The 25,908-nt window shown below is 67.4% G+C and carries 21 protein-coding genes; 8 read left to right on the forward strand and 13 right to left on the reverse strand.

The annotated features are described in order from the left end of the window. Positions 1-42: 42 nt before the first annotated feature. A complete protein-coding gene (locus BMW75_RS15465) occupies positions 43-1,209 on the reverse strand; it encodes an acyl-CoA dehydrogenase family protein (protein ID WP_076516562.1) in 1,167 nt (388 codons plus the stop codon). A 192-nt stretch (positions 1,210-1,401) separates the two neighbouring features. Between BMW75_RS15465 and BMW75_RS15470 the strand changes: the two genes are divergently transcribed. Both BMW75_RS15470 and BMW75_RS15475 read left to right on the forward strand, forming a co-directional pair. After that, positions 1,402-2,199: an IclR family transcriptional regulator gene (locus BMW75_RS15470; RefSeq protein WP_092580545.1), complete on the forward strand. Its 798-nt coding sequence runs from the start codon at positions 1,402-1,404 to the stop codon at positions 2,197-2,199. Further along, positions 2,189-2,962 (forward strand): IclR family transcriptional regulator, encoded by a 774-nt coding sequence (locus BMW75_RS15475; protein ID WP_092580547.1) that lies wholly within the window; start codon positions 2,189-2,191, stop codon positions 2,960-2,962. Before BMW75_RS15470 ends, BMW75_RS15475 begins: the two co-directional genes overlap by 11 nt. A 25-nt stretch (positions 2,963-2,987) precedes the next feature. Here the strand turns inward: BMW75_RS15475 and BMW75_RS15480 are convergent, their stop codons facing one another. From BMW75_RS15480 to BMW75_RS29720, 6 genes are all read right to left on the reverse strand, one after another. Then, positions 2,988-4,169 (reverse strand): MFS transporter, encoded by a 1,182-nt coding sequence (locus BMW75_RS15480; protein WP_092580549.1) that lies wholly within the window; start codon positions 4,167-4,169, stop codon positions 2,988-2,990. A gap of 186 nt (positions 4,170-4,355) precedes the next feature. After that, positions 4,356-5,255, reverse strand: coding sequence for an SMP-30/gluconolactonase/LRE family protein (locus BMW75_RS15485; RefSeq protein ID WP_175493178.1), 900 nt, complete (start codon positions 5,253-5,255; stop codon positions 4,356-4,358). 4 nt (positions 5,256-5,259) lie between these two features. Then, positions 5,260-6,258 carry a Bug family tripartite tricarboxylate transporter substrate binding protein gene (locus tag BMW75_RS15490; protein ID WP_254792032.1) on the reverse strand — a complete coding sequence of 333 codons (999 nt, stop codon included), beginning with the start codon at positions 6,256-6,258 and terminating at the stop codon, positions 5,260-5,262. A gap of 71 nt (positions 6,259-6,329) precedes the next feature. Further along, on the reverse strand, positions 6,330-7,310 hold the full coding sequence (locus BMW75_RS15495; protein ID WP_092580551.1) for a Bug family tripartite tricarboxylate transporter substrate binding protein: 981 nt from the start codon (positions 7,308-7,310) through the stop codon (positions 6,330-6,332). Between the two features lie 3 nt (positions 7,311-7,313). Beyond that, positions 7,314-8,510, reverse strand: coding sequence for a CaiB/BaiF CoA transferase family protein (locus tag BMW75_RS29715; RefSeq protein ID WP_254792033.1), 1,197 nt, complete (start codon positions 8,508-8,510; stop codon positions 7,314-7,316). 12 nt (positions 8,511-8,522) lie between these two features. Continuing rightward, entirely contained in the window at positions 8,523-9,449 is a 927-nt protein-coding gene (locus BMW75_RS29720; RefSeq protein ID WP_254792034.1) for a hydroxymethylglutaryl-CoA lyase, read from the reverse strand. 134 nt (positions 9,450-9,583) lie between these two features. On the opposite strand from BMW75_RS29720, the gene BMW75_RS15505 reads away from it, so the two are divergent. After that, positions 9,584-10,312 carry an IclR family transcriptional regulator gene (locus BMW75_RS15505; protein WP_092580553.1) on the forward strand — a complete coding sequence of 243 codons (729 nt, stop codon included), beginning with the start codon at positions 9,584-9,586 and terminating at the stop codon, positions 10,310-10,312. Positions 10,313-10,410: 98 nt separating this feature from the next. On the opposite strand, the gene BMW75_RS15510 is transcribed toward BMW75_RS15505, so the two are convergent. Next, complete coding sequence (locus BMW75_RS15510) at positions 10,411-13,821, reverse strand: autotransporter outer membrane beta-barrel domain-containing protein (RefSeq protein WP_092580555.1); 3,411 nt, start codon at positions 13,819-13,821, stop codon at positions 10,411-10,413. A gap of 288 nt (positions 13,822-14,109) precedes the next feature. Beyond that, positions 14,110-16,122 (reverse strand): tetratricopeptide repeat protein, encoded by a 2,013-nt coding sequence (locus tag BMW75_RS15515; protein ID WP_254792035.1) that lies wholly within the window; start codon positions 16,120-16,122, stop codon positions 14,110-14,112. Between the two features lie 429 nt (positions 16,123-16,551). Here BMW75_RS15515 and BMW75_RS15520 point away from each other — a divergent pair, with 429 nt between their 5' ends. Then, complete coding sequence (locus BMW75_RS15520) at positions 16,552-16,905, forward strand: YgiW/YdeI family stress tolerance OB fold protein (RefSeq protein ID WP_092580557.1); 354 nt, start codon at positions 16,552-16,554, stop codon at positions 16,903-16,905. 45 nt (positions 16,906-16,950) lie between these two features. Here BMW75_RS15520 and BMW75_RS15525 read toward each other — a convergent pair whose 3' ends face one another. The 3 genes from BMW75_RS15525 to BMW75_RS15535 all read right to left on the reverse strand — a co-directional run bounded on the left by BMW75_RS15525 (position 16,951) and on the right by BMW75_RS15535 (position 20,062). Further along, positions 16,951-18,558 carry a hypothetical protein gene (locus BMW75_RS15525; RefSeq protein ID WP_092580792.1) on the reverse strand — a complete coding sequence of 536 codons (1,608 nt, stop codon included), beginning with the start codon at positions 18,556-18,558 and terminating at the stop codon, positions 16,951-16,953. 2 nt (positions 18,559-18,560) lie between these two features. Then, on the reverse strand, positions 18,561-19,454 hold the full coding sequence (locus tag BMW75_RS15530; protein ID WP_092580794.1) for a hypothetical protein: 894 nt from the start codon (positions 19,452-19,454) through the stop codon (positions 18,561-18,563). Positions 19,455-19,603: 149 nt separating this feature from the next. Then, positions 19,604-20,062, reverse strand: a complete 459-nt coding sequence (locus BMW75_RS15535) for a hypothetical protein (RefSeq protein ID WP_092580559.1) — start codon at positions 20,060-20,062, stop codon at positions 19,604-19,606. Between the two features lie 266 nt (positions 20,063-20,328). On the opposite strand from BMW75_RS15535, the gene BMW75_RS15540 reads away from it, so the two are divergent. From BMW75_RS15540 to BMW75_RS15555, 4 genes are all read left to right on the forward strand, one after another. Continuing rightward, positions 20,329-20,913 (forward strand): hypothetical protein, encoded by a 585-nt coding sequence (locus tag BMW75_RS15540; protein WP_092580561.1) that lies wholly within the window; start codon positions 20,329-20,331, stop codon positions 20,911-20,913. 111 nt (positions 20,914-21,024) lie between these two features. Beyond that, complete coding sequence (locus BMW75_RS15545) at positions 21,025-21,690, forward strand: RNA polymerase sigma factor (protein ID WP_092580563.1); 666 nt, start codon at positions 21,025-21,027, stop codon at positions 21,688-21,690. A 2-nt stretch (positions 21,691-21,692) separates the two neighbouring features. Beyond that, the gene (locus tag BMW75_RS15550) at positions 21,693-22,310 is read left to right on the forward strand and encodes an anti-sigma factor (RefSeq protein WP_092580565.1); all 618 of its coding nucleotides are present in this window, start codon (positions 21,693-21,695) and stop codon (positions 22,308-22,310) included. 176 nt (positions 22,311-22,486) lie between these two features. Continuing rightward, positions 22,487-23,893 (forward strand): caspase family protein, encoded by a 1,407-nt coding sequence (locus tag BMW75_RS15555; RefSeq protein ID WP_092580567.1) that lies wholly within the window; start codon positions 22,487-22,489, stop codon positions 23,891-23,893. 153 nt (positions 23,894-24,046) lie between these two features. Here BMW75_RS15555 and BMW75_RS15560 read toward each other — a convergent pair whose 3' ends face one another. After that, complete coding sequence (locus BMW75_RS15560) at positions 24,047-25,891, reverse strand: methyl-accepting chemotaxis protein (RefSeq protein WP_092580796.1); 1,845 nt, start codon at positions 25,889-25,891, stop codon at positions 24,047-24,049. Positions 25,892-25,908 lie beyond the last annotated feature (17 nt).

Below are 25,908 nucleotides of genomic sequence, written 5' to 3' on the forward strand. Positions count from 1 at the left end.
GCGGGCCGGCGGCTTCTTGCGGCCGCGGTCCCTGTGCAGGCCTTAGCGGCCGGGCGTGTAACCCGCCTGGGTCAGCGTGTGGCGGGCGATGGTCAGTTGATGGATCTGGCTGGTGCCTTCGTACAGCCGGAACAGGCGCACGTCGCGGTAGAAGCGCTCGATGCCGTAATCGGCGATGTAGCCATAGCCGCCATGCATCTGCACGCAGCGGTCGGCCACGCGGCCGCACATCTCCGACGCGAAGTACTTGCAGATCGAGGCGTTCAGCGTCACGTCCACGCCCGCGTCGCGTTCCCGGGCGGTCTGCAGCACCAGCGCGCGGGCGGCCTGGATCTCGGTCTGGCAATCGGCCAGCATGGCCTGGATGAGCTGGAAATCCATCAGCGGCTTGCCGAATTGCTGGCGCTCGGCCACGAAGCGCAGCGTGTCGTCCAGCATGCGGATGGCCGGGCCGATGCACAGCGCGGCCAGATGGATGCGCTGCTTGTTCAGCACCTTCATCGCGGTCTTGAAGCCCATGCCCTCCTGGCCGCCGATGATGTTGGCGGCCGGCACGCGGCAATCCTGGAAGTGCACGGCGGACACGGGCGAGCCGGCCTGGCCCATCTTGTCGTAGGGCTGGCCGGTGGACAGGCCCGGCGTGCCGCGTTCCACGATGAAGGCGGTGATGCCCTTGGCGCCGGGCGCCTGCGGATCGGTGCGCGCCATGACGGTGAACAGGCCGGCCAGCGGCGCATTGGTGATGAAGCACTTTTCGCCGTTCAGCACGTAGTGGTCGCCGTCGCGCACGGCGGTGGTCCGTAGCGCCGTGGCATCGGAGCCCGCTTGCGGCTCGGTCAGGGCGAAGCAGCCGGTGAGTTCGCCGGATGCCAGCCGCGGCAGGTAGCGGGCTTTCTGCGCTTCGGTGCCGTCGGCCACCAGCGCCTCGGAGCCGATGCCGGTGTTGGTGCCGACGCGAGCGCGGAACGCCACCGAGCATTGGGACAGTTCCATGGCGGCCAGGATCAGTTCTTCGGTGGTCATGCCCGCGCCGCCGTATTGCTCGGGGATGGAGTATCCGAACAGGCCCTGCGCGGCCATGCCGGCCACCAGGTCCTGCGGCACCTCGTCCAGGCGGGCGACCTCGGCCTCGCGCGGCGCCAGTTGTTCGCGCACGTAGCGGCGCAGCGATTCGAGGAATTGGGGGAAGCCGTCAGGGTCCCTGATCATGGTTGTCTCCGTTTTATCGTGGGCGCCGATGCGTGTCGCGCCGCGTTGAATCCAGGCTAGCAAAACGCCGCCAAATGCGAGACAACTGTTTCGATATCTTGAACGTCCCCGCATTTGGTCCGGCCGCCGCTGCTCTATGATCCGCAGGAACGGCCAGCGCATTCCGCACAGGCCGGAATCAGGACCGCGACCATGACCACCCGCCCAGGCGAACGCCATGCCGACCCCGCCTTCGCCACCACGCTGGCGCATGGCCTGTCGGTGCTGCAGGCGTTCCGGCATGGCGAACCGGCGCTCAGCAACCGCGAACTGGCGGACCGCACGGGCCTGTCCAAAGCGACGATTTCGCGCCTGACCACCACGTTGATGCAGCGCGGCCTCTTGCGCTATGACGCGGGTTTGCGACGCTATCGCCTGGGAACCGCCGTGCTGTCGCTGAGCTATCCGCTGTTGGCCAGCATCAAAATCCGCCAATTGGCGCGCCCCTTGATGAAGCGGCTGGCGGACGCGGCCGGCGGCTCGGCTTCGCTGGGCATGCATCACGGCCTGCACATGGTGTACGTGGAAACCTGCCGTGGGCACGACGCCGTGTCGTTTCGCCCGGATATCGGGGCCTTGCTGCCGCTGCTGCCGTCGGCGATGGGGCGCGCGTGGCTGGCGCAGGCGCCGGCAGACGAGGCCGAGCCCGTGCTTGCCGCGCTGCGGCGGCAGGACCCCGCCGTCTGGCGGCGCCATGCGCCGGACCTGGAGCAGGCGCGGCGTGACTACGCCGAGCACGGATATTGCGTGGGGCAGGGCGATTGGCATTCGGACGTGCATGCGGTCGCGGTGCCGATGCGGACACGGGTCGATGGCCAGGCGCTGGTGTTCAATTGCGGCGTGCCCGTGACGCGGCTGCGGCCGGGCGACCTGCGCGGCCGCATCGCGCCCCGCCTGCTGACGCTTGTGGCGCGCGTGGAAAAAATGCTGGAGCGCCAGAATGAAGGGTGACCAGGACCGCGAGTTCACCAGCACGCTGGCGCACGGTATCGATATCCTGGCGTGCTTTCGCGCTGACCGGCCGGTGCTGGCCAACAAGGATTTCGCGCAGCAGACCGGCCTGTCGCGCAGCGCCGTGGCGCGCCTGACCCACACGCTGGTGGAATTGGGCTTTCTACAGCGCGAAGGCGAGCCGGCGCGTTACCGGTTGGGGGCGTCGGTGCTGGCGTTGAGTTATCCCTTGCTTGCCAGCATGCAGATCCGGCAACTGGCGCGGCCGTTGATGAAGCAGCTTGCCGACCATGCGCGCGGCGCCGTGTCGCTGGTGGTGAGGGACTGCCTGCAGATGGTGTACGTGGAAACCGCCCGCTCCAATGAGGCCCTGCAGACGCGGCCCGACATCGGCGCTTCGCTGCCGCTGCTGTCCAGCGCCGCCGGCAAGGCATGGCTGGCGCGGGCGCCGGACGATGAGCGGGCCGCGGTGCTGAACCAGTTGCGGGTGGCCGACCCCCGGCATTACGAGGCTCACTTTCCCAATCTGGCGGCTGCGCGCCGCGACCTGGAACGCAAGGGCTATTGCGGCAACAACCTGGAGTGGCGTCCGGACGCCTACGGGTTTGCCGCGCCGTTGGGGCGGCCCTATCAGTCCCTGTTGTACGTGTTCAATTGCGGCGTGCCGACGCAGGACGGGCCTTATCGAGAGCGCGCCGCCGACATCGGACCGCGCCTGGTCGCGCTTGCGCGCGAGACGGAAAGGCTGCTGGGCGTGGGCTGACGCGGCCCCGTTGCGTGCCGAAGGCTCAAGCCTGCGCCCGCCGCGGCAGCCAGCGCCAGAACACGCCGGCCGCCACCAGGCCCAGGGTGCCGACGCCGAACGACGCGCCGCCCAGCGACAGCAGCGCGGTCAGCACCGACAACGCCACCGGCCCGCCGCTTGCCCCGAGATCGGACATGAAGCGCCAGATGCCGAGGAACTGCGTGCGCGCGCCCGGCGGGGCGGCGTCGGCGCCCAGCGTCATGACGATGCCCGATCCGATCCCGTTGCCGAAACCCAGCAGCACCGACACCAGGATGAAGCTCGTGACGCCTGCGGTCAGCGGGATCGCCATCAGGCTCAATCCCATCAGCAGCGTGCACGGCAGCGCCACCCACAGGCGGCCGCGCTGGTCCATCACCTTGCCCGCCGGATAGAACACCGACATGTCGACCGCGGCGACCAGCCCGTAGACCAGCGAGGTGGTGGTGGCGTCTAGGCCCAGATGGTCGGCCCACAGCGGGATCACCACCTGGCGCGACGCGCGCAGCGCGCTGATCAGCATCACGCCCACGCCCAGCGTGGCATACACGCTGCGATGGTCGCGCGCGACCTCGCCGATGCGGGCGCGCGGCGCGCCCGCGGACTTGCCGTGCACAGGCTCGATGTCGGGCGCCTTGATGGCGATGAAACCCGCGCCGAGCATGGCGCAGACGGCAATCCAATAAGCGCCGTCGAGCCCGATGAAATGGATCAGCGCCGCGCCCGCGAAGGGGCCGATGAAGGTCCCGATCCGCGTCGTGCCGCCGAGCGTGGACAGGGCGCGCGCCCGGTACGCTATTGGCACGACCTCGATCATGTAGCTCTGGCGGGCCAGCTGGAACACCGACTGCGCGCACCCCTGCATCAGCATGGCCAGGGCCAGCACCCAGAGATTGGGCACGCCGATCACGAGCAACAGGCCAGCCACGCTCAACAGCGCCGCGCCGGCCATGGCGTGCTTTTCGCCAAAGCGCTCGGTGATCAGCGCGGAGGGAATGTTGGAGAGCAGCGAGCCGATTCCGATGAGGGCGGCGATCAGGCCGGCAGCCGCCACCGACGCCCCTTGGTCACGCGCGGTGAGCGCGATCACGGGCAGGATGGCGCCATTGCTGATGCCATAGAGCAGCGACGGGCCGAACGCCGGCACGGCGATCTGCTTCAGATTGAACGAATCGGGTTGCGGCATGGGGGAAGCAAGCAGGTTCGGCCGCCCGCCGGTCGCCGCCAGCAACGGGGCGCGGGGCCGGCACGGGGCCAGGGCGTGGGATCCCGTGAGTGTAGCGAACGTCTTGCGCTTGCGGCTGTCTGCTGGCTGAACCTGGAGGGGGGCCGCGATTCACGATCAGGATGCGGCGGGCGAATGCCCGCCGCGTCATGGTTGTGGCAATTGCGCCTGCAGCAGCGTGCCCGAGGCGGATTCGGTCATCAAGACGGCGCCTGCGTCGGGCGTGACCGCGATGTTGGTGACCGTCTGACCGCCGGGGCTGCGCAGGAAATGCGTAATGTTCCCGCGCGCGTCCAGCAGGAAGGCGCCGCCCAGGCTGGCATGCGCAACCAGCAGGCCGCCTCGCGGAGCAAGCGCCAGTCCGTCCGGGCCGCTGCTGCCAAAGAAGGTCTGGAAGGCGCCCATCTTGCTGAGGGATCCGTCGCCGAGCAAAGGCGCGCGCCATACCTGGTTGGCGCGTGTCACCGCCACGTAAAGAACGCCGGCCTGCTCGTCCAGGGCGATGCCATTGGGGCTGGGGGCGTTGGCGACCAGCAGGTCAAGGCGGCCGTTGGCGCAATCGTAGCGGTAGACGCGGCCGCTGGGATCGTGCAGTCCGGTCTGCCCCTGGTCGGTGAAGTACAGGCGGCCGGCCTTGTCGAACACGAGATCGTTCACGCCCTTGAACGACTCGCTGTTGCGGTGGCCAAGCATCGTATCGATCCTGCCGCTATCCGGTTCGCACCGCAGGATGCCCAGACGGTAGTCCGCGATCCAGAGGCTGCCGTCGGTGTGCCGCGCCAGGCCGTTGGGCCAGCCGCCGGTCTGCGCGACCACGTGCCAGTCGCCGCCGCCGTCCAGGCAGAGGATGCGGCCGTGCGGTATGTCGGTCACGTATATCCGACCTTGCGCGTCGAACACGGGGCCTTCCAGGAAGCTGTCGACGACGTGGCCGGGCTTGTTCGCCGCGGCCCAGGCGCTCGCCCTGGGCAGGCGCAGCGGGTCCGGCAGGCGCGAAAGCTCGGTGGCCTCGATGATGGCGGGCGGAGTAAAGCTCATGTTCCACATGGCGTCACTCGGGCTTGATGTTCACGCGCTTGCCCACGTCGGCCCAGAGGGTGACTTGCTGGTTAACGTACTCGCCGAACTGCGCGGCGGTCATGTCGCGATGGCGCGCGCCCTGTGCGTTCATCTGATTGCGCATGGCGGGGTCGTTCATGACCTGGCCCACCAGCCGGTTCATTTCCTGCACGATGGCATCGGGCGTGCCTTTCGGCGCAGCCAAGCCGAACCAGTTCAGCACCTGGTAGGACGGCAGGCCGGCCTGCGCGAATGTGGGCACCTCTGGCAGGGCGTCCAGGCGGCTTTCGCCGCTGACCGCCAGCGCGCGCACGCGTCCGCCCTGCACGGGCGGAATGGCGGTGGGGGCGGCCGTGATCAGCACGTCGATCTGCCCAGCCATGACGTCCGCCAATGCCGCGCCCGCGCCGCGGTAGGGGATATGGGTGAGTGTGACCTTGGCTTCGTTCTTGAAAACCTCGGCGGCCAGGTGGGTGGAACTGGCCTGTCCGCCCGAGCCAAAGTTGAGCTTGCCCGGGTTGGCCCGGGCGTGGCGGATCAGCGCATCCAGGGTCTTGAAGGGCGACGTCGCCGGCACGATCAGCACCAGCGGTGTTTCGATGATCTCCGCCACGTGCACCAGGTCGCTGCGGTGATCCCAGGGCAGCTTGGCGAACAGCAACGGCAGCATGGTGTAGGTCGTGTCGGTCACCAGGAAGGTGCTGCCGTCGGCCGGCGAACGCGCCACGTCCAGGGTGCCGATCGTGCCGGATGCGCCCGTCTTGTTGTCGACGATGAATGTCTTGCCGGTCAGTTCGGACAGCCGCTGCGCGACCTGGCGTCCCGCGTAGTCGGTCGTTCCGCCGGGGGAATAGGGCACCACCAGTCGGACCGGCTTTGTTGGCCAGTCGGCTGCGGTGGCGCATAGGGGCGCCGCGGCGCTGGCCGCCAGGGCCAGGCGGGCGAACAGTTGGAAGGCGCGGCTGCCGCGCCGGTTTCGCATTGCATGCATGGATGTGTCTCCGTGGTCGTTGTCGTTGTTGTTGTCGTTGTCGTTGAGGTCGTCGCCGCCGAACCGGCGGCTCAGGTGGCCGTCTGGATGCCGGCCTCGCGAATCAGCCGCGCCCACTTCTGCTGTTCTTCCTGGATATAGCGCACGGCCGCATCGGGCGCGCCGCCGAGCGTCGTGCTGCCTTCGGCCGTGAACATCGCCACGGTGGCCGGGTCCGCCAGCACCTTGGCCAGCGCGGCATTGATGCTGGCGATGACGGCGGGGGGCGTGCCCGCGGGCGCGACCACCGCCTTCCAGTCCACGGCGGCGAAGCCGTCATAGCCGGACTCGGCCACCGTGGGCACGTCGGGCAGGATCGGCAGGCGCGACGGCGCGGTGACGGCCAGCGGGCGCAGCAGTTTGCCCTTGAGCATTTCCTGCGCGGCCTGGGGCGTGGCGAACATGTAGTCGGTGTTGCCGCCAAGCAGATCGTTCAGAGCGGGCGCCGCCCCGCGATACGGCACATTGAGCACCTTGAAACCGGCCTGGTTGGCAAGCAGTTCGCCTGCCATATGGCCCACGGTTCCCGAGCCCGCCAGGGCCTGCTTGAGCTCGCCGGGCGCAGCCTTGGCATCGCGCACCAGGTCGGCCAGCGTCTTCCACCGCGCATCCGCCTTGACGACCAGCATGACCGGCAGCGAGGCCACCAGGACCACGGGCGAAAAATCCTTGGCGGGGTCGAAGGGCACGTTCGGCATCAGCGCGGGGTTGATGGCCAGGTTCGCGGTCTGGCCCAGGGCCAGCGTCAGGCCGTCCGGCTTGGATTTGGCGACCAGGTCCAGGCCGATATTGCCGCTGGCACCGGGACGGTTTTCGACCACGACCGACCAGCCTGCCACCGAAGTGGTCTTGGCGGCGATGGCGCGCGCGACCGTGTCGGTGCCGCCACCGGGCGTGTAGGGAACGATGAGCCGCACCGGGCGACCATTGGGATAGGCATTGGCGGCGCGCAGGGGCAAGGCCGCCGCGCACAGCGCGGCGCCGACGAATGCGCGGCGGGTGAGGGTGAACATGGGTCAGTCTCCTTGGGCTATGTGTTGGGCTTTCAGGGCCTCTATCTCTTGTTCGCTGTAGCCGACGCCCATCAGCAGCGCGTCGGTGTGTTGTCCGGCCGCGGGGGGCTGGAGCCGGATGCCGGGCTGCTCTCCATCGAGCGTGAAGGGCGCCAGCGGTACTTTGGACGTGCGCCCGTCGCCCAGCGAGATCGGCGCCAGGCCGCCGGTGCTCGCCAGATGGGGATCGTCGAACAGGTCTTCAGGCTTCGTGATGGGGGCGTAGGGCAGCCCCTCGCGTTCGAACACTTCGGCCAGCGATGCGGCGCTGTAGTCGGCCATGCGGCTGCGCAGGATCGGCATGAGCCAGTCGCGCGCCTGTACGCGGTCATTGTTGGTTTGCAGGCGCGGATCGCCGTGCAGATCCGACAGGCCCAGGGCGTCGCAATAGATCGTCCACTGCTTGTCGCTCACCACGGCCAGGAAGATCTGCTCTCCGTTCTTCACGGTAAAGACGTCGTAGACCGCCCACGCGGAAATGCGGCTGGGCATGGGGGCAGGGGCGCGGCCCGTCATTGCGTACTGCATCATGTGCTGGCCGACCAGGAAGACGTTGTTCTCGAAGAGCGACGCCTGCACCTCGCCGCCCGCGCCGGTGCTTTCGCGCCGGGCCAGCGCGGCCATCGCGCCGATGGCGCCGAACATGCCGCCCATGATGTCGTTGACGCTGGAACCAGCGCGCAGGGGATCGCCGGCGCGTCCCGTCATGTAGGCCAGGCCGCCCATCATCTGCACCACTTCGTCCAGGGCGGTGCGCTGTTCGTAGGGGCCGGGCAGGAAGCCTTTGTGGCTGACGTAGATGAGGCGGGGATGCTGGTGCCGCAGCGAGGCGTAGTCCAGGCCGAGCTTGGCCATGACGCCGGGCTTGAAGTTTTCGCTGACGATGTCGGCCGACGCGATCAGGCGTCTGGCCGCCTCGCGGCCTTCGGCGCGCTTGAGGTCCAGGACGATGCTCTTCTTGTTCCGGTTGAACATGGGGAAGAAGCCTGCGCCGGAACCGAGCAGCCGCCGCGTGCTGTCGCCGCCCGGGGGTTCCACCTTGATCACTTCGGCACCCAGGTCGCCCAGGATCATGCCGCAGGTCGGCCCCATCACCATGTGGGTGAATTCGATGACGCGCACGCCCTCGTAGGGCAGGCGGGTGGGTGTGTTGCTGGTCATGGATGTCCTGGTTCAGTGCGCGGGCGCGAAATTCCGGGGCAGGCCCGCGTCCGGCGTCATGCCGTAGAGCGGTTCGCCCGGCAGGCCGGCCGCCAGCGGCGCTCGCGCGGCAAACAGGGCCGTCAGGTCGATGCCGGTGTCGATGGCCATGGCCTCGAACATGAAGACGAGGTCTTCGGTGACCACGTTGCCCGAAGCGCCGGGCGCGTAAGGGCATCCGCCCAGCCCGCCCAGCGAACTGTCGAAAGTGCGCACGCCTTCGTCGTAAGCCGCCAGGCAATTGGCCAGTCCCAGCCCACGCGTGTTGTGCAGATGGGCCGCGCCGGCGTGCTCGCCCAATTCCTCGCGCAGGCGGCGAAAGCGCTGGCGCACCTGGGCGGGGTTGGCGTAACCCACCGTGTCGGACAGGCCGGACTCATCGGCGCCGGCGGCGATGCATTGCACCGCCAGGCGGATCACGTCGTCCTCGGCAACGTCGCCCTGCAGCGTGCAGCCGAAGGCGGTCGAAATGCCCGCCTCCAGTTTGACGCTCGGCGCCATCTCGTCGCGCAGCCGGGCGATGGCGCGGACTTCCTCGACCATCTCTTCCGGCGTCTTGCGCACGTTCGCGAGCGAATGGGCGCGGCTGGCGGACACGGGCATGGTCAGCTTGTGCACGCCGGCGTTCAACGCGGCCTGGGCGCCACGCAGGTTGGGCACCAGGGCCATGACAGTCAGGCCGGGATGGGTCAAGGCATGGCGCACGACGTCGGCGGCGTCCGCCATCTGCGGCAACAGTCTGGGCGGCACGAACGAGGCCACTTCGATTTCGCGCACACCCGCGGCCACCAGCGCGTCGATCCAGCGGCACTTCGCCTCGGTCGGCATCGTGGCCTTGACCGACTGCAGGCCGTCGCGCGGACCCACTTCACTGATGAGGACGAAAGGGCGGGGTGGCATGGGTGTGTCTCCGTATGGTTTGTTCTATCTTATAGAATGAGGTTCTATAAGTTGAAATGATGCAGCAGGCGCAAAGCGGTTGTCAAGCGCCGCCTACAATGCAACGTTCTAATAGATGGAATGCAGGAGCCACCATGCCGCGTAAAGCCGCGACGGAATCATTGGCTGACCGCGATGCCGCAGAGGGCGGCGTGGCCGCGGTGGATCGGGCGTTGAGCCTGATGTCGGTGTTTGGCGAGGGGGATGCCTCGCTGTCGCTGATCGAGCTTGCCGAGCGCACACAGTTGTACAAAAGCACGGTGCTGCGGCTGCTGGCGTCATTGATGCATGCCGGCTGGGTGCAGCGGCTCGAGGACGGCCGCTTTGCGCTGGGCCCCGAGATTGCGCGCCTGCACGGGCTTTACGCCGCGTCTTTCTCTCTGGAGCGCATCGTGATGCCGGTGCTGCGCGACCTGGTTGCGGCAACCGGCGAAAGCGCCGCCTATCACGTGCGCCAGGGCGATGCGCGGCTATGCCTGTACCGCGTGGATTCTCCGCACCCGGTGCGCGACCACATCCGCGCCGGCGACCTGCTGCCACTGGACCGGGGAACGGGGGGGCGGGTGCTGACCGCGTTTGACCCGGTGCTGGGTGTCGCCCCGGGGGCCGACCAGGCCTTGTACGCCCGTATCCGCGCCGATGGCTACATCGTCGCGGTCGGGGATCGCCTGGCGGAAGTGGCGGGCATTTCCGCGCCGGTGTTCCTGGCGGATGGGGGCGTCGCCGCTGCGGTGACGCTGACCGCGCCGGTGCATCGGCATCGGCATGCGCACCTTGAGGCGGTCTTGCAGGCGGCGAGACGCCTGAGCGGAAAAGTGGGGTGATGCGCCCGGCAGCGCCGGGCGGTCTTCCCTGTAAGGATCGGGAGTGAACGCCCGGGCTGCGGGGGGCTTGGGGTCAACGTCGAAAGACGGCGGCCGCTTCAGAACCTGTACGTCGCCTGTAGCTGGAATGCTTGCGCCGACACGTTGCCCGTGTCGAACAGGCGGTCGTAGCTAGCGGTCAGATCCATCGCCTTGCTGATGGGCAGCGTCATGCCCAGACCCGCCGAGAACATGCCGCGCGTGGGCGCCACGCCGGGCAGCGTGAAGCCCGTGCCGTCGCTCGCCGTTGCGCGAAAGCCGCGGTTGGTGTCCAGCGTTTCGTAGGCGTATCCGACGCGAGCTTCAACGACGGCGAGCTTGTCCGCCTTCATGCTGAAGGGGATACCCACGACCAGCTGCGCATAGGGCTGCAGGCTGTTGAAGTCCTTCGCGTCGACGTCCAGGTTCTGGCTGGTCGGTCCCGTTTCGCCGAAGCCTTCTGCATGGAAGTACTGGTAGCGTAGGCCGAGACGCGGCGTGACCGTCAGCGGGCCGGCGGCCAGGGGCAGGCTGGCTTGCAGGCCAGCGGTGATTTCCTGACCGGCGGAGTCCCCGCGTGCGCTGCCAAGACCGGCGAAAGAACGACGCGACTTCAGGAAGTCGTAGGCTGCGCCCACCGTCGCGGCGATGTTCACGGCGCCAACGCGGCGGCTGCCGTAGCCGGCGATGCGCAGAGTGTCGATCTTGCCGCTGGCCTCATCTTCGGTGACGTCGACATGGCTGTAGCCGCCGGCGATACCCAGCGTCCAGGCGCCGACCTGCTGGTCCAGGCCAGCCAGGAAGCCGTAATGGCTGTCCTTGTAGCTGGGGGCGTTGTCGTCGCCACGCACGTGCGCGGTGTTGGAGACGACCTGGGCCCAGGCCTGGCGGCTGGGGCGCGCGCAATTGGCCGCAGTCGAGGACTCGGCGCAATCCTGGCCCAGGCGCGAGAGCAACGTATCGTTCACGCGTTGGCCTTCACGGATGGCGGCCGAGGCGACGGCGCCGAAGATCGTAGCGTTGGTGGGGGCGATGACGACGCTGCCGCCGCCGCTGTCGTCGCTGCCGCCACTGCCGCCACTGCCGCCGCTGTCGTCGCTGTCGCCGCCGCCGGTGTTGTCGGCGGCCAGGTTGAGCGTGCTGCCGTCGGCCAGGTTCTGCACGCTCTGCGCCAGATTGGCCGGCGCGTTGCTGGTTACGGTAGCGAACTGGCCGTTGACGTTCGCCGCGTCAACGATGCGGTAGGACGCCGCGCTGTAGGTGCCGGGGCCATAAAGCAGGTTCAAGGTGCCGCCCAGCGTCGCGGTGCCGCCCACCTTCAGTTGCGAGGCGGTGGAAGGGCTGACGTCGACGAACAGGGTGCCGGAGGAAGACTGCGTGTAGTTGCCGTTGATCGTCAATGTGCCGATGGAACCGCCCGGGCGCACGATGCCGTCGTTGGTGACATTGCCGGCGATGGAGCCATGCCCGCGCAGTGTGCCGGCGCTGCCGACCGCCACGTCGCCCAGGATGCTGGCGGTGGGATGGTCGGCGTCGCCGATTTCGAGCGTGCCGGCGTGCACCGACGTGCCGCCCGAGTAGGTATTCACGCCGTTCAGGATCAACATGCCGCTGCCGGTCTTGGCCAGCGCGCCGCTACCCTTGAGTTCCGAATCAATGATGGCCGTGGCGTTGGCATCGACTTCGATGGCGGAAGTGGCTGCCGACAGGCCGATGGCGCCACCCGTCACACGGTAGCCATCGGTGGAAAACTGCATGCCGCTGACATTTATCGGACCATGGCTGGTATCCACCGTCACGGTGCCCGCGGCCGCGCCGAACACGGGGCGCACGTCGGTCTGGTCGAGCGTGCCGTTGCGCGTGCCGTCGGTCGTGGTCCAGTTGGTGCCGTTCGCCGTCCAGGTGCCGGAGCCGCCGGCAATCGTGCCGTCGGCGACGGTATTGGCGCCATCCCAATAGTGGCGGCTGGCGTCGGGGGCCAATGTCACGATCAGCTCGCCGTTCACGTCGCTCAGGCGCGCAAGCAGGCCATTGTTGGTGGAGACGAAGGCCGTGTTGTTGCTGTACGTGCCGGAGCCCGTCGGTCGCACGACCGCATAGGTCTGGCCCTCCGCCAATCCGGTACCGTTCAGGCTGATCGCGGCATTGCTGACCGCGGCGGTGCCATTTACCGCCAGGTAGCCATAGCTGGAGGGATTGGCGACGTTGAACGTCAGTCCGCCACCGGTCTGGGTGTAGCTGCCCGTCACCGTGACGGGGTTGTTGAACTGAAGGGTGGCGCCGTTGTTGATGACGGAACGGCCCACCGCGGCGATGTCGTCGTTCAGCAGCAGGTTGCCGCCCGAAAACACCAGGTCCGAACCCGTCACCTTGATGAGACCTTTGTCGGCCACGCCCAGGCCGCCGCTCGCGCCGGTGAGGGTGCCGACGACGGTGCCGCTGCCGCCTGCGATGGCGAGGGGGATGGTGCTGGCGGAGGTCAGGTCGCCCGCGATGAGACCGCTGTTGGCGATCGTACCGATCGCGCTGTCGCCATCGATCTGGATTGCCGCACTCCGGCCCGTGATGGTGCCGCTATTGTCGATCAGGCCCACGGTGCTGGCGCGCGAAAGGTAGATGCCGGCATCGAACGACCCGCCCATGGCACTGCTGGGCGCGCCCACGATCAGGCCCGTGTTGGTGATGGTGCCGACCGTGCTGGTATCCATGAAGATGCCTGCAATGTCGCCCGAGATGGTCCCGGAATTGGTGAGCGTGCCCACCCGCCCGTTGTCCTGCGCCAGCAAGCCGAGCTGGCCCACGATGGTCCCGGTGTTCTCCAGCGTTTCGATGGCGCCGTTTTCGGTGACCACACCGAAACCCTGAAGCAAGCCGCCGATTTTGGCGCTTTGCAAGGTGCCGTAGTTGGTCAAGCTGGTGATCGTTCCGCCGTCGTTCCAGATCGCCGCAATAGTCCCTCCGAAGGTACTGTTGCTGGAGATCATCCCGGAATTGCTGAGCGCGGCGATGGTGCCCGTGTTGAAAATGCCGGCTCGCGCCCCGGAGAGGGTGGCGCCGGTGGTGTTGACCACGCGGGTGATGCTTGCGCCGCTGGAGTTCACGATGCCCGCTACGGTGACGCCCGTTCCGGTGGATGAGAGCAAATTGCTGTTGGTCACTTCATACAAAATGGCGTCGTTCTGCAGGCCGGCCAGCGTGCCGACGATGGTGCCGAAGTTCTCCAGCGTGGTGCCGGGGTTGGTGATGGAGGCGTGCAAACCGATGTTTTCGCCGGAAATGGTGCCGATGCTGATGACCTTAAGGTTACTTTGCGTCCAATCGATGCAATTGACTTCGCCTACGACGGTCGTGTCGCCCGGGAAGTCAACAGCGACGCACGCCGCTGCATGGGCCATGCCGGGAAGCAGGCTGGCGGCCACGAGAGAAACACCCGATAGCAGTTGCAGCGATCGGGCAGGGACCGCCGTCGAGCCGGCCCGCGCGGATGCCATGGAAAAGAAGTTGGTACGTTTTTTTCGGTTTTTCAGCTTCAAGGCAAGCTCCCGCCTGGGACGATGTCATGGGATATCAGGCGGCGACCGGAGAAGCAATGGGCGATCCACGCGGCAGGCGCCAGGGTACGAGGTCAGACTGGTGGCCATTTGGTGGGCGCACGACCTCATCCTGCAAATTACCGGCGAAGGCGCATCTTCAAAGCGTGCAACAAGGGCGAAACACCGGCTTTAATTTCGCTTGGCGCGGTCGACGCGCCGGCTTGGCCAGCGGCTGAACCCTGCTGTTCAGGCCTCGGACCCCGGAAAGCGCTTTGCCAGCGCCTGGCTGACGTCGTGCAGGACCGTCTTCCAATCGCCTGGCGCGAGCTGGCGGAATAGCCGCAGCGACGGATACCAGGGCGTGTCGGACCGGTGCAACAACCAGCGCCAGTCGGGCAGGAAGGGCAGCATCACCCAGGCGGGGCGATTCAACCCGCCCGCCAGATGCACGGGTGACGAGTCGACCGAGATGAGCAGGTCGGCCAAGGACAGGATGGCTGCGGTGTCCTCGAAATCGGCGATCTCCGTGTCCAGCGGCACGATGTTCATGCCGGGCGGCGCCGCGGCAGCCTGGGCTGCGGCAGGGCCTTTCTGGATGGCGAGATACGTTATGCCGGGCAAGGCGAGCGGCGCCAGGTCCGCCAGGGCAAGAGAGCGGTTGGCGTCGTTGGAGTGCGTGGGTCTGCCGGCCCAGGCCAGCGCCACCCAGGGCCGCGGCAAGCCGGCAAGCCGCTGCCGCCATTTCTCCACCCGGGCCTCATCGGCCGACAGGTAGGCGACCTGGCAAGGCAGGTCGGCCATGCGCAGGCCAATCGCCATGGGCAGGGACATCAACTCGCAGTGCTCGTCGAACGGCGGCGGGACCTGGCCGCGCGGGAAGGCGTCCGAGCCGACGAGTCGCTGGGCGATCGGCAGCAGGTCGGGATGCACTTCCAGCACGACACGAGCGCCGCTGCGGTCCCGGGCCGCACTGACCAGGCGTATGAATTGCAGCGTGTCGCCGTAGCCTTGTTCGTCATGGATGAGTAGCGTCCGGCCCGCAATGCGGCCCCCGCTCCAGCGCGGCCGCTGGACCTTGCGGTCCATCGCGACCGTGTGGGAAAGGCTGTAGCGCCATCGGTATTCCGGCCAGCCGCGTTCAAAATCGCCTTGCAGCAAGCGCGTCTCGGCCAGGTCGAAGCGCGCGGACAGGTCGCCCGGCATGGCCGTGGCGATCATCTCCTGGATTTCGGCCGCCTCCTTGACCCGTCCTTGGTACTTCAACGCCAAGCCGAGAAGGCGCCACAGCACGGAGGGTGCGCCGCGCGGGTCGATGCCGGCGCGGAGCAGGCGTTCGGCTTCGGCGTACTGCCGTTGCGTCAGCAGGCCGCTGGCGTGGCGCGCCAATTTTTGCGGGTCTTGCGGGTCTTGCGGGTCCTGTGGGAGGGAATCCGCCGCGGGTTGCGCGTCTTGCTCGGCCCGCGCGGCGCGCGAAGCGGCCGGGAGCGTCGACCGGGCGGCGGCATTCGGTGGTTCGCCCTCCGGCCGCAAGCGGGTCCGGAGTTCCAGCGCTTTGGGGTGGGCCGGCGCGAAGGCCAGCAAGGCCTCGATCCAGCGCAGCGCCTCGTGCGGCCGGGATCGCGCCGCTTCGATACCGGCGAGATTGAGATAGGCGTTGGCCAGGCGCGGGCTGCATTCGATGGCGCGTAGCGCGGCGCTTGCCGCCGCGTCATATTCGCCCAGTTCGCCGAGCACGAAAGCGAGGTTGCTGTGGGCTTCCGCGTAGTCGCCCCGCATCGCCAGGGCCTGGAAGTATTGCTCGCGGGCTTCATGCAGGCGCTTCATGCCCACGTACGAGTTGCCGAGGTTGTTGCGCGCCTCTGGATTGTCCGGATGCGTTGCCACCACCCGCTCCAGGCAACCGATGCTGTCTGCGAAATGCCCGGCCTCCTGCAGGATGATCCCAAGGTTGTTCCACGCCATTACCAGCCCGGGATCACGTTGCGTGGCCTGCCGCGCGGCGGCCTCGCCCTCGGCGAGCAGGCCCTGCTGACGGCAGATCTCGGCCAGATTGCCGAAATAGACCGCGGGCGCGGCGCTGGGCCGGCATGCCTGGCGCAGCAGATCGAGCGCGAGCGCGGACTTGCCGTAGCTGTGCGCGATCAGGCCCAGGAGGTGCGAGGCATCGGCCTGTCCGGGCGACGCCGCGAGAATGCGGCGGCACAGAATCTCGGCCTGGTTTGCCTGTCCGGCGTTCCAGTGCGCGTGAGCCTGTTGCAAGGCCTCGGAAAGGGAAAGCGGCGAGCCTGCCTTTGGATGGGACGGTGCGGGCTTGTGATCCATGGAGATGACAACGGCCGCCATTAAGGCCGCCCTGGATGGGAACGTGGAGGGGAGATTCTAGTTCCTCCGCCCGGGCGAGCCATGCCGTGCCCGGCGCCTTTGTGCTCCCGTCCGCAGGCAAGCAGGGTTACGCGCAGGACGGGCTTGTTCGCCGTATTACCGCCGCGCCATGGTTCCGGCAATTGCGCCTGCAGCAGCGCGGGGGTTCTATAAGTTATGGGTGAAATCGCCGGCGTTGTGGATTACCGTTGGAGTGCAATCGGCTAATCCGCTTTTCGGAGCATCGTCTGCCGGATAGCCGTGGTGTGAATGATTGCGATGTCTTGAGAGTCTTGGGTCTATGCCAATGCAAACAAGGAGAATGTCATGTACGCCAGGCTTATTTCCGCGATGGTCTTGTCGGTCGCATTTTCGGCGTCCGCGCTTGCACAGTTTTCAGGGCCCAGCAAATCCGGGTCCAATACCACGGTGACGCAAGCCGCCGGCAATCTGCGTGTGGGCACATATGTCACGTTGACCGGAAACGTTATCGAGCACTTGCGCGAGGAGTACTTCACCTTTCGCGATAAAAGCGGCAGCATGCGCGTCGAGATTCCGGACCGGGTCTTCCGGGGCCAGCGCGTGGAACCCAGCACCACCGTTCGTATTACTGGCGAGATCGACGTGGGTCGCGCCGGCCGCTACGTCTACGTCAACGCGTTGGAGGTGGTTTCACCCTAGGGCGCGCAGTTTCTGGCTGATGCGTCAGCGCGGCGGTATTGCGCACTAGCCCGCATCGCCGTGATACCCGTATTTGATGCCGCCCAGCACGCGCGTACGCACGGCCTCGTTGAAGGGGTAGGTGTAGGCCTGCCCCACCACGACCACATGGGCCACGTTGGCCAGCACGCGCCGCCGCAGTGCCTGGCCGATGGACTCGTCTTCGCTGCCGCCTTCCACGCGCGACATCTGCTGGAAGAGTTCGCTTCGCGTCACGCCGTTCTGCATGAAAGAGAACGCCGTCCAGACGCAGGCCAGCGTCAACACCAGCGCCAGGCCCGCCGCGCGCGTGGCGGTGCGCCCCGGCTGCTGGCCCGCCGGCGTGCGCAGCCAGACGACGAGCTTGGCGATCAGATAGAGCAGCTTGGCGAAGTGGCCCACCGCGCCCAATAGCGAACACAGCAGCGCCACCGGCGGCACGATCGCCGCGCGCGCGGCGTCCTCCCCCAGCTTGTCGTGCAGTCCGCCGCGCCCGAAGTCCGCGCTGCTGGCGGAAAAGCGGGGCAGGGCTTCGTCCACGGCCCGGTCCAGCATGCCTTCGTAAAGCCGCTTGAAGCCGGCCACATCCGTGTAGTTGGGCGCAACGTTCATCGTGGCCGGCACCATCAAGGCCTGGCGCAGCAGCTTCTGGACGCCGGGGCGCGCGACGAAGTCTTCGTACGCCAGGCCGGGCGGGATGGCGTCGCCCTCGACATGCACCGTACGGCTGCGCATGGTCCTCCAGTACTGCTGCGCCACCGCCTCATTGAAGGTGGCGCGGTCATGCGGTTGCCAGTCGCCGGGCACGGGAATGCGCTTGCGCACATCCTGCACCACGCGGCCCTTGTAGCGCGCCGGTACGTTGTCGGGGGTCCAGCCGCGGCGCGACAGGCTGCGGCGGTAGTCACCCCAGGCGCGATCCTGTTCGCGCGCCAGGCCAATGTCCGACGCCACCGGCACACCCGCATACTTCTTCCAGCGCTCGGCCACGGAACCCATCACGCTGGTGTAGACCTGGTGATAACCGCGTATGCCAGGGGCGGTCATGCGGACTTCGCGGCCATCGAAGGTAAACGTCTTCATCTGGCGCTGCAGATCGGTGCGGATGACCTGCCGCTTCTTCGGTTCGACTTTTTCGTCCAGGTCGTCGATGTTGGACAGCAGCACCTGGAACACGGCCAGGAACGCCTTGCCCTCGGGGCGGGCGTAGACGTCGTCGTCGTCCACCAGGCCGTCCAGTTGCAGGTCGCCCTGCACCAGCGACCGTTGCAGCAAGCCGGCGTTGGTGGCGATGCGGCGGAACTCGCCATCGCGTGTATCGACGAGCACGTTCACCAGCAGCTTGATGGCGCTGAAGACAAGGAGTGCCGTCACGACACAAGCGACGGCGATCTTCAGCGTGGAGGGGCGGCCGCCCGTGGCGAGCCGACGGGTCGACATCAGTTGCAGCACCACCAGCGCGGCGGCGATGCCTGACAGGGTTCGGCCGAAGAATTCCAGTTCTTCGATATCGTGCGGCGTGGCGCGGCTGCCCACCACATCGAGCAGGCGGGCATTGAAGCCGAGTTCGAAAGCGAGGTAGATGACCGTCAGTACGATCAGGAAAAGGATCTGGCGAATCTGGGCTTGCCGCACGGTCAATCCCTCAGGTCCAGGCGCGTCGAGGTGATTTCCTCGTCGGGCAGGTCCAGCTTGGCCGGCGCGCGCGATGCCGCGCCTGTGCGTGGCGAGCTGCCGGTCGCCGCAGTGGGCGCGCCGGTCGCGGGCGCGCGCTGCGGTGGCGGAGCAACAGCGCGACCACCGGATGCATTGCCGCCGGACGCCCGGGTCTGCACCGTATCGGGCGAGGCGCTGCGGCCGGGTCGGCCCGACCTGCCGGAGCGAGCCGCCGGCGCCGCGGGCGGCGGGTAGACCCCATACAGGCGCAATGACTCCTGATACCCGGGCGGGTACAGCGATTCATCGGCGAACGGCTTGGCGCGCGGATTCATGCCCGCGACCGTCTTCACATCGCCCCGGCGCATCCGGCCGTCTTGCGTGTAGATGAACCGTTCGATCCTGGCGCCCTTGGGAAAGTCCAGGGTCATGGCGCTGCGGTCGTCCTGGACCAGCACCGCCGGCCGGTCCCGGCAATTGCCCAGGTCCCACGACAGCACGTCGGAGCCTTCGATGGCCAGCACCGTATAGCGGTAATCGCAGTTGCGGCGCTGCGTTTCGATGACGACCACGGTGCGCGGCCCCACGTTTTCTGTGCGCGCGATCCGTGCGGACTCCACGTTGTTCAAGGGCACCACCCGCTGGTTGCCCGATAGCTTCACCGAGAAGTTCTTGCCCTCGCGGCGCAGCGTGCCGGTCCCCCCGTCCTGCAAGGGAAACTGGCTGATCTCGGTGCCAAACAGGGCGGCGGTATCCACGCCATAGACGAAGTTGCCGCGGGAATTGGTCTTGACCGCGCAGGCAGACAGCCCGGCAAGGAGCAGCAAACCGGTGATAAGGCGAAGGATCGACGAACAGGATACGGGCAGGCGCATTGACATCATGGGGAAGGCGGGAAACCAGGCGCGGCGAGGCGCCGTTTCCGTCAAAGCCCTGCAATGTATCGCAAAGTTACAAGGCAGGACCAGGGTTGTTTCAATTGCGCAGGCCCGGTCGGCCGTGTCGGGCCGCCGGACAGCCGCGCTTAGCTGGCGGGCTGCTTCAGTTCCATCGCCAGCTTGATCAGTTCGCGCGCGCCGTGGCGCACGGCGGACACGCAGCGCTCGACGATGGCGCGGAGCAGGGCGGCATCCGGCAGGGTGTTGGGCCCGGCCACAAAGCTTTCCACCGAGGCCGACAAACGCCCGGCCCGTTCCGCGCTGTCTTGCGACAGCGTCAGCTTGATCGCCTTGCAGCGGTTGTTGACGGTGTTGATCACCTCCAGCAGTTGTTCGCGGGTCAAACCCAGTTCGTCGGCCTGCACGAAGCTTGGGTAGACCAAACGCAGGAATTCCGGATCCGAATCGCTGAGGCTGAAGTACATGATGCCCAGGTCGGGATACTTGAAGACCACATCGCCTTCATCGTCAAAGCGGGCGACCAGGCCCAGTTCTTCTTGCACCACGGTTTGGTACAGGGCGGCCAGCGGGGTGGGGGTGGACATTATTGAACGCTCCGTTCTTGGTCAGTGGGACTTTTCAGTCGGTGGGGCATGCCGGGCTTTGTCGGCAAGCGGGGCGGAAAAGCCGCGCCCTTGATTGTTGCTACGCGCCACCTCGGGAAAAGTTCGAAAAAAAGTCGCGCCGAAGCATAAACCCATCCGGAAAAAAACAATCGCCCGAAAAACGCCCACAAAAAAACCGAACCTTTTCGGCCGCCATGCGTAGCCATGAATACCGGCATCCCGCCACAACCAGACAAGGAAAGACCATGCAAGGCAAAGCACAGGACGTATTGACGCAGGCCAGGACCCATGCGGCGCGGTGGGCGGGCATCGCGGCCCGGCGCGTCCATCGTGGCGACGCCGTGGGCGCGCTGCTGTTCCTTTTGGCCACTACGGTGTTTGCCGTGGTCTCGCTAAGCATGATGGGGTCGAATGCAAGCCTGAGCTTCTACGACCTGTTGCGGTTGCAGAACGGCGGCAGCATGCAAGGCGCGATGGCGGGCCGAGATTCGGGCGCGGGCATTTATGCACTGCTGTGGCTGCTGGCCGTGGCGGGGCCTTTGCTGCCCTCGCTGCTCACTCATCGCGCGGCGCGCCTGGGCTACTTTGCGCCCCTCGCGCTGTGGGCCATTGCGCTGGCCGGCGTGGTGTCGCAGGTACGCGAGCTCATGAACGCCACGCGCCAGTTTGCGGGCTTCATGGGCAATTCGCGGTCCAGTCGCAGCCTGGCGGGAGACATGGCGTCCAATCTGTGGGACAGCCTGTCGTTCGGGTTCGGCTTCTATCTGTCCTTGGCCATCGCCGTCGCATTCACTGTCCGCGGCATCGCCGTGCTGCGCCGCCGCGCTTGATTTTCCGCCCCTGCACGGCTAATGTGCCGCAGCCCGCGTTTTGCCGGGTTGCGGCTGGTGCCGCCGGTGGGCTGACGTTCCGCGTCCAGTTCGACATCTAGAATCTGAACCATGAACTCGCTCGATTCCAAGCGCTACGTCATTGAAAACGTTGACGCGTTGCTGCGCATCATGCATGCCGACCCCCACTACGCGCTGGCGTTTCGCAACAAGGCCGAGCAGCACATCACGCTGAAATTGCGCAGGAAATTCTTCAACGCGTCGCCCGATGGCGTGGTGGATGCGTTCAACAATGCGCTCATGAAGTTCTTGCACACGCGCACGTTCAAGGACGAGGGGTTCAAGCAGGGTCAGCCCGAGGGCGGATGGACGGCGCACGAACTGGCCGTCGGCACGCTGGGCGGCTACTTGTATCGCGGGTCGCTGCACGAGCTGATCCAGATGCATCGCCGCACGCGGCACGAAGTGCAATGGACCTATCCCGAGGACGGCGGCGAGCACGATGACACGGCGTTCGACGACATCCGGAACGTGGGCGACCCCTCCCGCTTCGCCGATCCCGCGCACGCCTACGAGCATCTATCTATCGTCAAGCGCATGCGCGAATGCCTCAATAGGCTCAGCGACACCCTGCGCGCCACGATGTTCCTGTACCTGGACGACATGCCGATGGAACAGATCGCCCGGCAGCAGGACCTGCACGTGCCTACCGTGAAAAGCCGTCTGCACGCCGCGCGCAAGCTGGTGACGGAATGCACGCGCAAAGGAATGGACTGATCATGCCTGAAGACCGAGTGCTGTCCTATCTGTCGGGCGAGCTTGATGCCCCGGCCCGCCGCGCCTTCGAAGCTGAACTCGCGCGCGACCCCGCGTTGCGGGCCGAGCTCGATGCGTGGCGCGATCTGGCCCAGGCGCGCCAGTTGGCCCGCAACGAGATCGGCCAGGCCGAGCGCGATGCCGCCTTTCTGCGCGCGCTGGCGCAACGCCCGCGGGTGGTGCGCGCGCCGATGTCCCGCGCGCGCCGGCTGTGGCAATGGCTATGGCCGACGCCCGCCAGCCCCTTGATGCCGCTGGGTTGGGCGCTGGCGATCATGCTGTCCGTCATGGTGGTCCAGCAAGCGCCGACGGATGCGCCGGGCATCGCCGCGCCGGACGGCGTGCTGACGCGTGGCGGCGCGTCCTGCCCTCGGCTGGTGGTGGATCTGCCCGATACGCTGACGGCCCGGCAACTGCGCAACACCTTGTCCCAGTACGCCGTGTCCATCGTCGACGGTCCCGACGCGGACGGCCATTACGTCCTGGCCGCGGCGCGCGAATCATCTCTGCGCGACGCCGCCACGGCGCTGGGCGCCTTGTCCGCCACGGCCGCGCCAGCCGGCGCTTGTCCCAAACCCTGAGGCCTCGCATGAAGTCCTTGAACAATCCTGCGGGCGCCGGCGTGGCGCATGCACCAACGTGTCCACCCATGCGGCGGCGATTGTTGACGGCGCTGATCGGCGCGAGCCTGTGGGCAGCGCATCCGGCGGCCTTGCGCGCGGCGGGAGCAAATGCGAGGGGACTCAACACAAGAAACATGGCCGATCCGGATCCGGCGCCCACCGAGGCGCTGACCTCAACGGCCCCTGCGCCGACGCCCGAGGACGATGCGCCTGTGGCGGCAACCACTGCGTCGCCGGCCAGGCGCCGTTATGCGCTGGTGATCGGCAACGCGCGCTACGCCATCCCGGCCAACGCGCTCGTCAACCCGGTCAACGACGCCCGGCTGATCGCCGATTCGCTGCGCCAGCGCAGCTTCGACGTGACCTTGCTCACGGACCTGACCACCGCGCAGATGGAAACCGCCGTCGATGACTTCGCGGCGCGTGCCACGGGCGGGGACCTGGCCTTGGTGTATTTCGCCGGACACGCCGTCGCCGTGGATGACGTGAACTATCTGTTTGGCGTGGACCTGCCCTTGCCGCTGGGCGAAGTACGCATCCGCACGGCGCAGCAGAGCTCGCTGAGCCTCAGGCGCGTGTCGCAGGCGTTGCGGCGCGCGAACGTCCGTGCCCGCCTGATGGTGCTTGACGCCTGCCGCACGAACCTGACCCGGGGTGCGGCCGCCGCCGGCCTCGTCCACGCCGTGCCCGCGGGCGGAGAGCTGATCGCCTTCTCGACGCAGCCCGGCGCTACCGCGGAAGACGGATTTGGCAACGATGGGCCGCGTCACAGCCCCTATGCGTATTACTTCGCGCAGGGGCTGCGCGCGTTGCCCGGCTCCGCCCCGGTGGAGAGCTTCTTCAAGCAACTGACCGCCGACGTGCAGGTGGCCACCGCCTACCGTCAGATTCCCCACTACGCCAGCAGCCTGGTCGGCACCGTTACCTTCACGACGCTGGCCGACGGCACAACGCCCGCGAAGCCCGGAGAAAAGCCGGGCCAGGCGGGACGCGGCCCGTCGCCCACGCTGGGCCGCGATCTGATCAAGGCGCGCATGAGCGCATGGGAATACGAAATCGAGCGGGGCGCGCAATATGTGGACGAGCCGCGATTGGCGTCGTTGCAGGCGCGCGCCAAGGCGGGCGATGTGGTCGCCATGACCACCCTGGGATTGATCGCCGAGAACGGCGAGTATGTGGAGAAGAACTACCCGGTCGCCGCCCGCTGGTATCGGCGCGCCGCCGATCAAGGGTTCGCGCCCGCGCAGACCTATCTGGGCGAGCTGACCGGCATGGGCCGGGGCGTGCCCAGGAACTATGCCGAGGCCGAACGCCTGTTCCGCGACGCGGCCGAGGCGGGCCACCGGCGGGCCGCGCTGGATCTGCTGGACGTGCGCGCGCGCATGGGAGAACCCATAGACCCGCAGGAATGGGCCAGGGTGCTGCAGGACGCCGCGCTCAATCCTGTCGGCCTGCCCCTGCCGGGCATGGCGCCCGTGCAGGGCCTGCCCGACATGCCTTGGATGCGCGCGCTGGGCGTGCGGCCTCCCGGCCAGCGCTGAGTCTGCCGTTCAACGCCCAACGAACACCGGCTTGCGTTTTTCAGCGAAGGCGGTCGCTGGAGCGCATCGTGATGCCGGTGCTCGACGTGGCGCTAATGGCCGCGGCGCGCGGTGTGGACTGAGCACGCCGCGCGCCGCGTCAACCTTCATTGCTTAAAAGCTTTCCCAATCGTCGTTCGGCTGCGCGGGCTTGCGATCGCCCGGAACCCGCAGCGGGGCGGTCGTGGCGGGCGCGGGCTTGGGTGGCGCGCGGCGGGCTTGGACGGGCTTTTCGGCGGCGGCGGCCCGGGTGGGTGCCGGCTTGGCCAAGGCGCGCAGCGGCTTTGCGGCCTGCGGGTGCACGGGCTGCGATTTCACGGGCTGGGCCTCGCGAGGGGTCGCGATACTTGGGCGCGGCTGTGCCTGTACCTGCGGCTGTGCCTGCGCCACGGGACGGAAGGCGCCGTCGTCGGCCAGGCGGAACACGCTGACCAATTGCACCAGCGTCGCGGCCTGCCCGTTCAGGCTGTGGGCCGCGGCGGCCGACTCTTCCACCAGCGCGGCGTTCTGCTGGGTGGTCTGGTCGAGCTGGTTGATGGCATCGCCGACTTGCGAGATGCCTTGTCCCTGCTCGTGGGCGGCGGCGCCGATTTCGGCGATCAGGTCGGCAACGCGGCGCACCTGCGTCACGATGTCGTTCATGGTGTTTCCGGCCTCGCCGACCAGGGTGGAGCCGGCTTCGACGTTGCCCACGCTGTCGCTGATCAGTTGCTTGATTTCCTTGGCGGCGCCCGCGCTGCGCTGGGCGAGCGCGCGCACTTCGCTGGCCACGACGGCAAAGCCCCGGCCCTGTTCGCCCGCGCGGGCCGCCTCCACCGCCGCGTTCAGGGCGAGGATGTTGGTCTGAAAGGCGATCGAGTCGATGACGGCGATGATGTCGACGATCTTGCGCGAGCTGGCGGAGATGGCGTCCATGGTGCTGACCACGTTGCCGACGACCTCGCCGCCGCGCGCGGCCGCCGCGCTGGCGGACCCGGCCAGGCTTGCGGCCATCTGCACGGATTCAAGGTTCTGCTTGACCGCGGCATTCATCTCTTCCATCGAGGCTGCGGTTTCTTCGACGTTGGCGGCCTGTTCTTCCGTGCGCTGGCTGAGGTCGCTGTTGCCGGAGGTGATCTGGGTGGCGCCCGTGGCGATCGACTCGCTGGACTGGCGCACCTGGCTCACCAGGCGCGCCAGGTTGGCGCGCATGGCTTCCATGTTGGCCAGCACGCTGGTCTGGTCGCCATCGCGGCGCTGCACGCGCACGGCCAGGTTGCCCTTGGCGACTTCCTGGGCGATGTGGGCGGCGTAGGCCGGCTCGCCGCCCAGGCGGCGCATCACGGACCGCACCAGGACCAGGCCCAGGACGCCGCCGATCAAGGCGCACAGGACGATCAGTGCCGTCAGCGTCCAGAACGTGCGTTCGACCGATGCCGCGGCGTCTTCGGTGTCCAGCCTGGCCAGCTCTTCCTGCCGCTTGGCCGCTTCCATCAGGAGGTTGCGCACGGCGACATGCAGCTCTGCCGAGTCCTTGTGCAGCACGGCCATCGCGGTCGGGTCGTTGCGGTCGGCAAGGCCTTTCACGTTGTCCACGGCCGACTTGTAGCGGGTCCAGGTGTCGGCCAGCTTGCCGCCCAACGCGCGCAGCGTCGGGTCCTGCTCCTGCTGCAGGCGGTCGCGCGCTTGCAGCACGGACTTTTCGGAATCTTCGTTCAGGCGAAGTTCGTTCTGGCGGCCTTTCGGATCGGTATTCCAGATGTAGACGTACATGCGCCGGAAGTGCGTGGCGCCTTGCCGTGCGGCGTCGACGACGACACGCAGCGGCATGACGGTTTCCGTGTACATGGCGCGCTGCTTCTGGCTGATGCTCCAGAGCTGCTGCATGGCGATGGCGCCCACCACGACCAGCGTGGCGGTGAAGAAGAGCACCAGCGCGGTCAGGCTGCCCCGGAGAGAGAGATTTCTGAGTTTGGACATGATGGTCACGCGACGAG

This window comes from Achromobacter sp. NFACC18-2, from assembly GCF_900108985.1.
Lineage (GTDB): Bacteria > Pseudomonadota > Gammaproteobacteria > Burkholderiales > Burkholderiaceae_B > Achromobacter.

Bases quoted from the DNA above. Each gene is read 5' to 3' on its own strand.
- BMW75_RS15465 (WP_076516562.1), bottom strand. From the start codon at position 1,209: ATGATCAGGGACCCTGACGGCTTCCCCCAATTCCTCGAATCGCTGCGC.
- BMW75_RS15470 (WP_092580545.1), top strand. From the start codon at position 1,402: ATGACCACCCGCCCAGGCGAACGCCATGCCGACCCCGCCTTCGCCACC.
- BMW75_RS15475 (WP_092580547.1), top strand. From the start codon at position 2,189: ATGAAGGGTGACCAGGACCGCGAGTTCACCAGCACGCTGGCGCACGGT.
- BMW75_RS15480 (WP_092580549.1), bottom strand. From the start codon at position 4,169: ATGCCGCAACCCGATTCGTTCAATCTGAAGCAGATCGCCGTGCCGGCG.
- BMW75_RS15485 (WP_175493178.1), bottom strand. From the start codon at position 5,255: ATGTGGAACATGAGCTTTACTCCGCCCGCCATCATCGAGGCCACCGAG.
- BMW75_RS15490 (WP_254792032.1), bottom strand. From the start codon at position 6,258: ATGCATGCAATGCGAAACCGGCGCGGCAGCCGCGCCTTCCAACTGTTC.
- BMW75_RS15495 (WP_092580551.1), bottom strand. From the start codon at position 7,310: ATGTTCACCCTCACCCGCCGCGCATTCGTCGGCGCCGCGCTGTGCGCG.
- BMW75_RS29715 (WP_254792033.1), bottom strand. From the start codon at position 8,510: ATGACCAGCAACACACCCACCCGCCTGCCCTACGAGGGCGTGCGCGTC.
- BMW75_RS29720 (WP_254792034.1), bottom strand. From the start codon at position 9,449: ATGCCACCCCGCCCTTTCGTCCTCATCAGTGAAGTGGGTCCGCGCGAC.
- BMW75_RS15505 (WP_092580553.1), top strand. From the start codon at position 9,584: ATGCCGCGTAAAGCCGCGACGGAATCATTGGCTGACCGCGATGCCGCA.
- BMW75_RS15510 (WP_092580555.1), bottom strand. From the start codon at position 13,821: ATGGCATCCGCGCGGGCCGGCTCGACGGCGGTCCCTGCCCGATCGCTG.
- BMW75_RS15520 (WP_092580557.1), top strand. From the start codon at position 16,552: ATGTACGCCAGGCTTATTTCCGCGATGGTCTTGTCGGTCGCATTTTCG.
- BMW75_RS15530 (WP_092580794.1), bottom strand. From the start codon at position 19,454: ATGCGCCTGCCCGTATCCTGTTCGTCGATCCTTCGCCTTATCACCGGT.
- BMW75_RS15535 (WP_092580559.1), bottom strand. From the start codon at position 20,062: ATGTCCACCCCCACCCCGCTGGCCGCCCTGTACCAAACCGTGGTGCAA.
- BMW75_RS15540 (WP_092580561.1), top strand. From the start codon at position 20,329: ATGCAAGGCAAAGCACAGGACGTATTGACGCAGGCCAGGACCCATGCG.
- BMW75_RS15545 (WP_092580563.1), top strand. From the start codon at position 21,025: ATGAACTCGCTCGATTCCAAGCGCTACGTCATTGAAAACGTTGACGCG.
- BMW75_RS15550 (WP_092580565.1), top strand. From the start codon at position 21,693: ATGCCTGAAGACCGAGTGCTGTCCTATCTGTCGGGCGAGCTTGATGCC.
- BMW75_RS15555 (WP_092580567.1), top strand. From the start codon at position 22,487: ATGGCCGATCCGGATCCGGCGCCCACCGAGGCGCTGACCTCAACGGCC.
- BMW75_RS15560 (WP_092580796.1), bottom strand. From the start codon at position 25,891: ATGTCCAAACTCAGAAATCTCTCTCTCCGGGGCAGCCTGACCGCGCTG.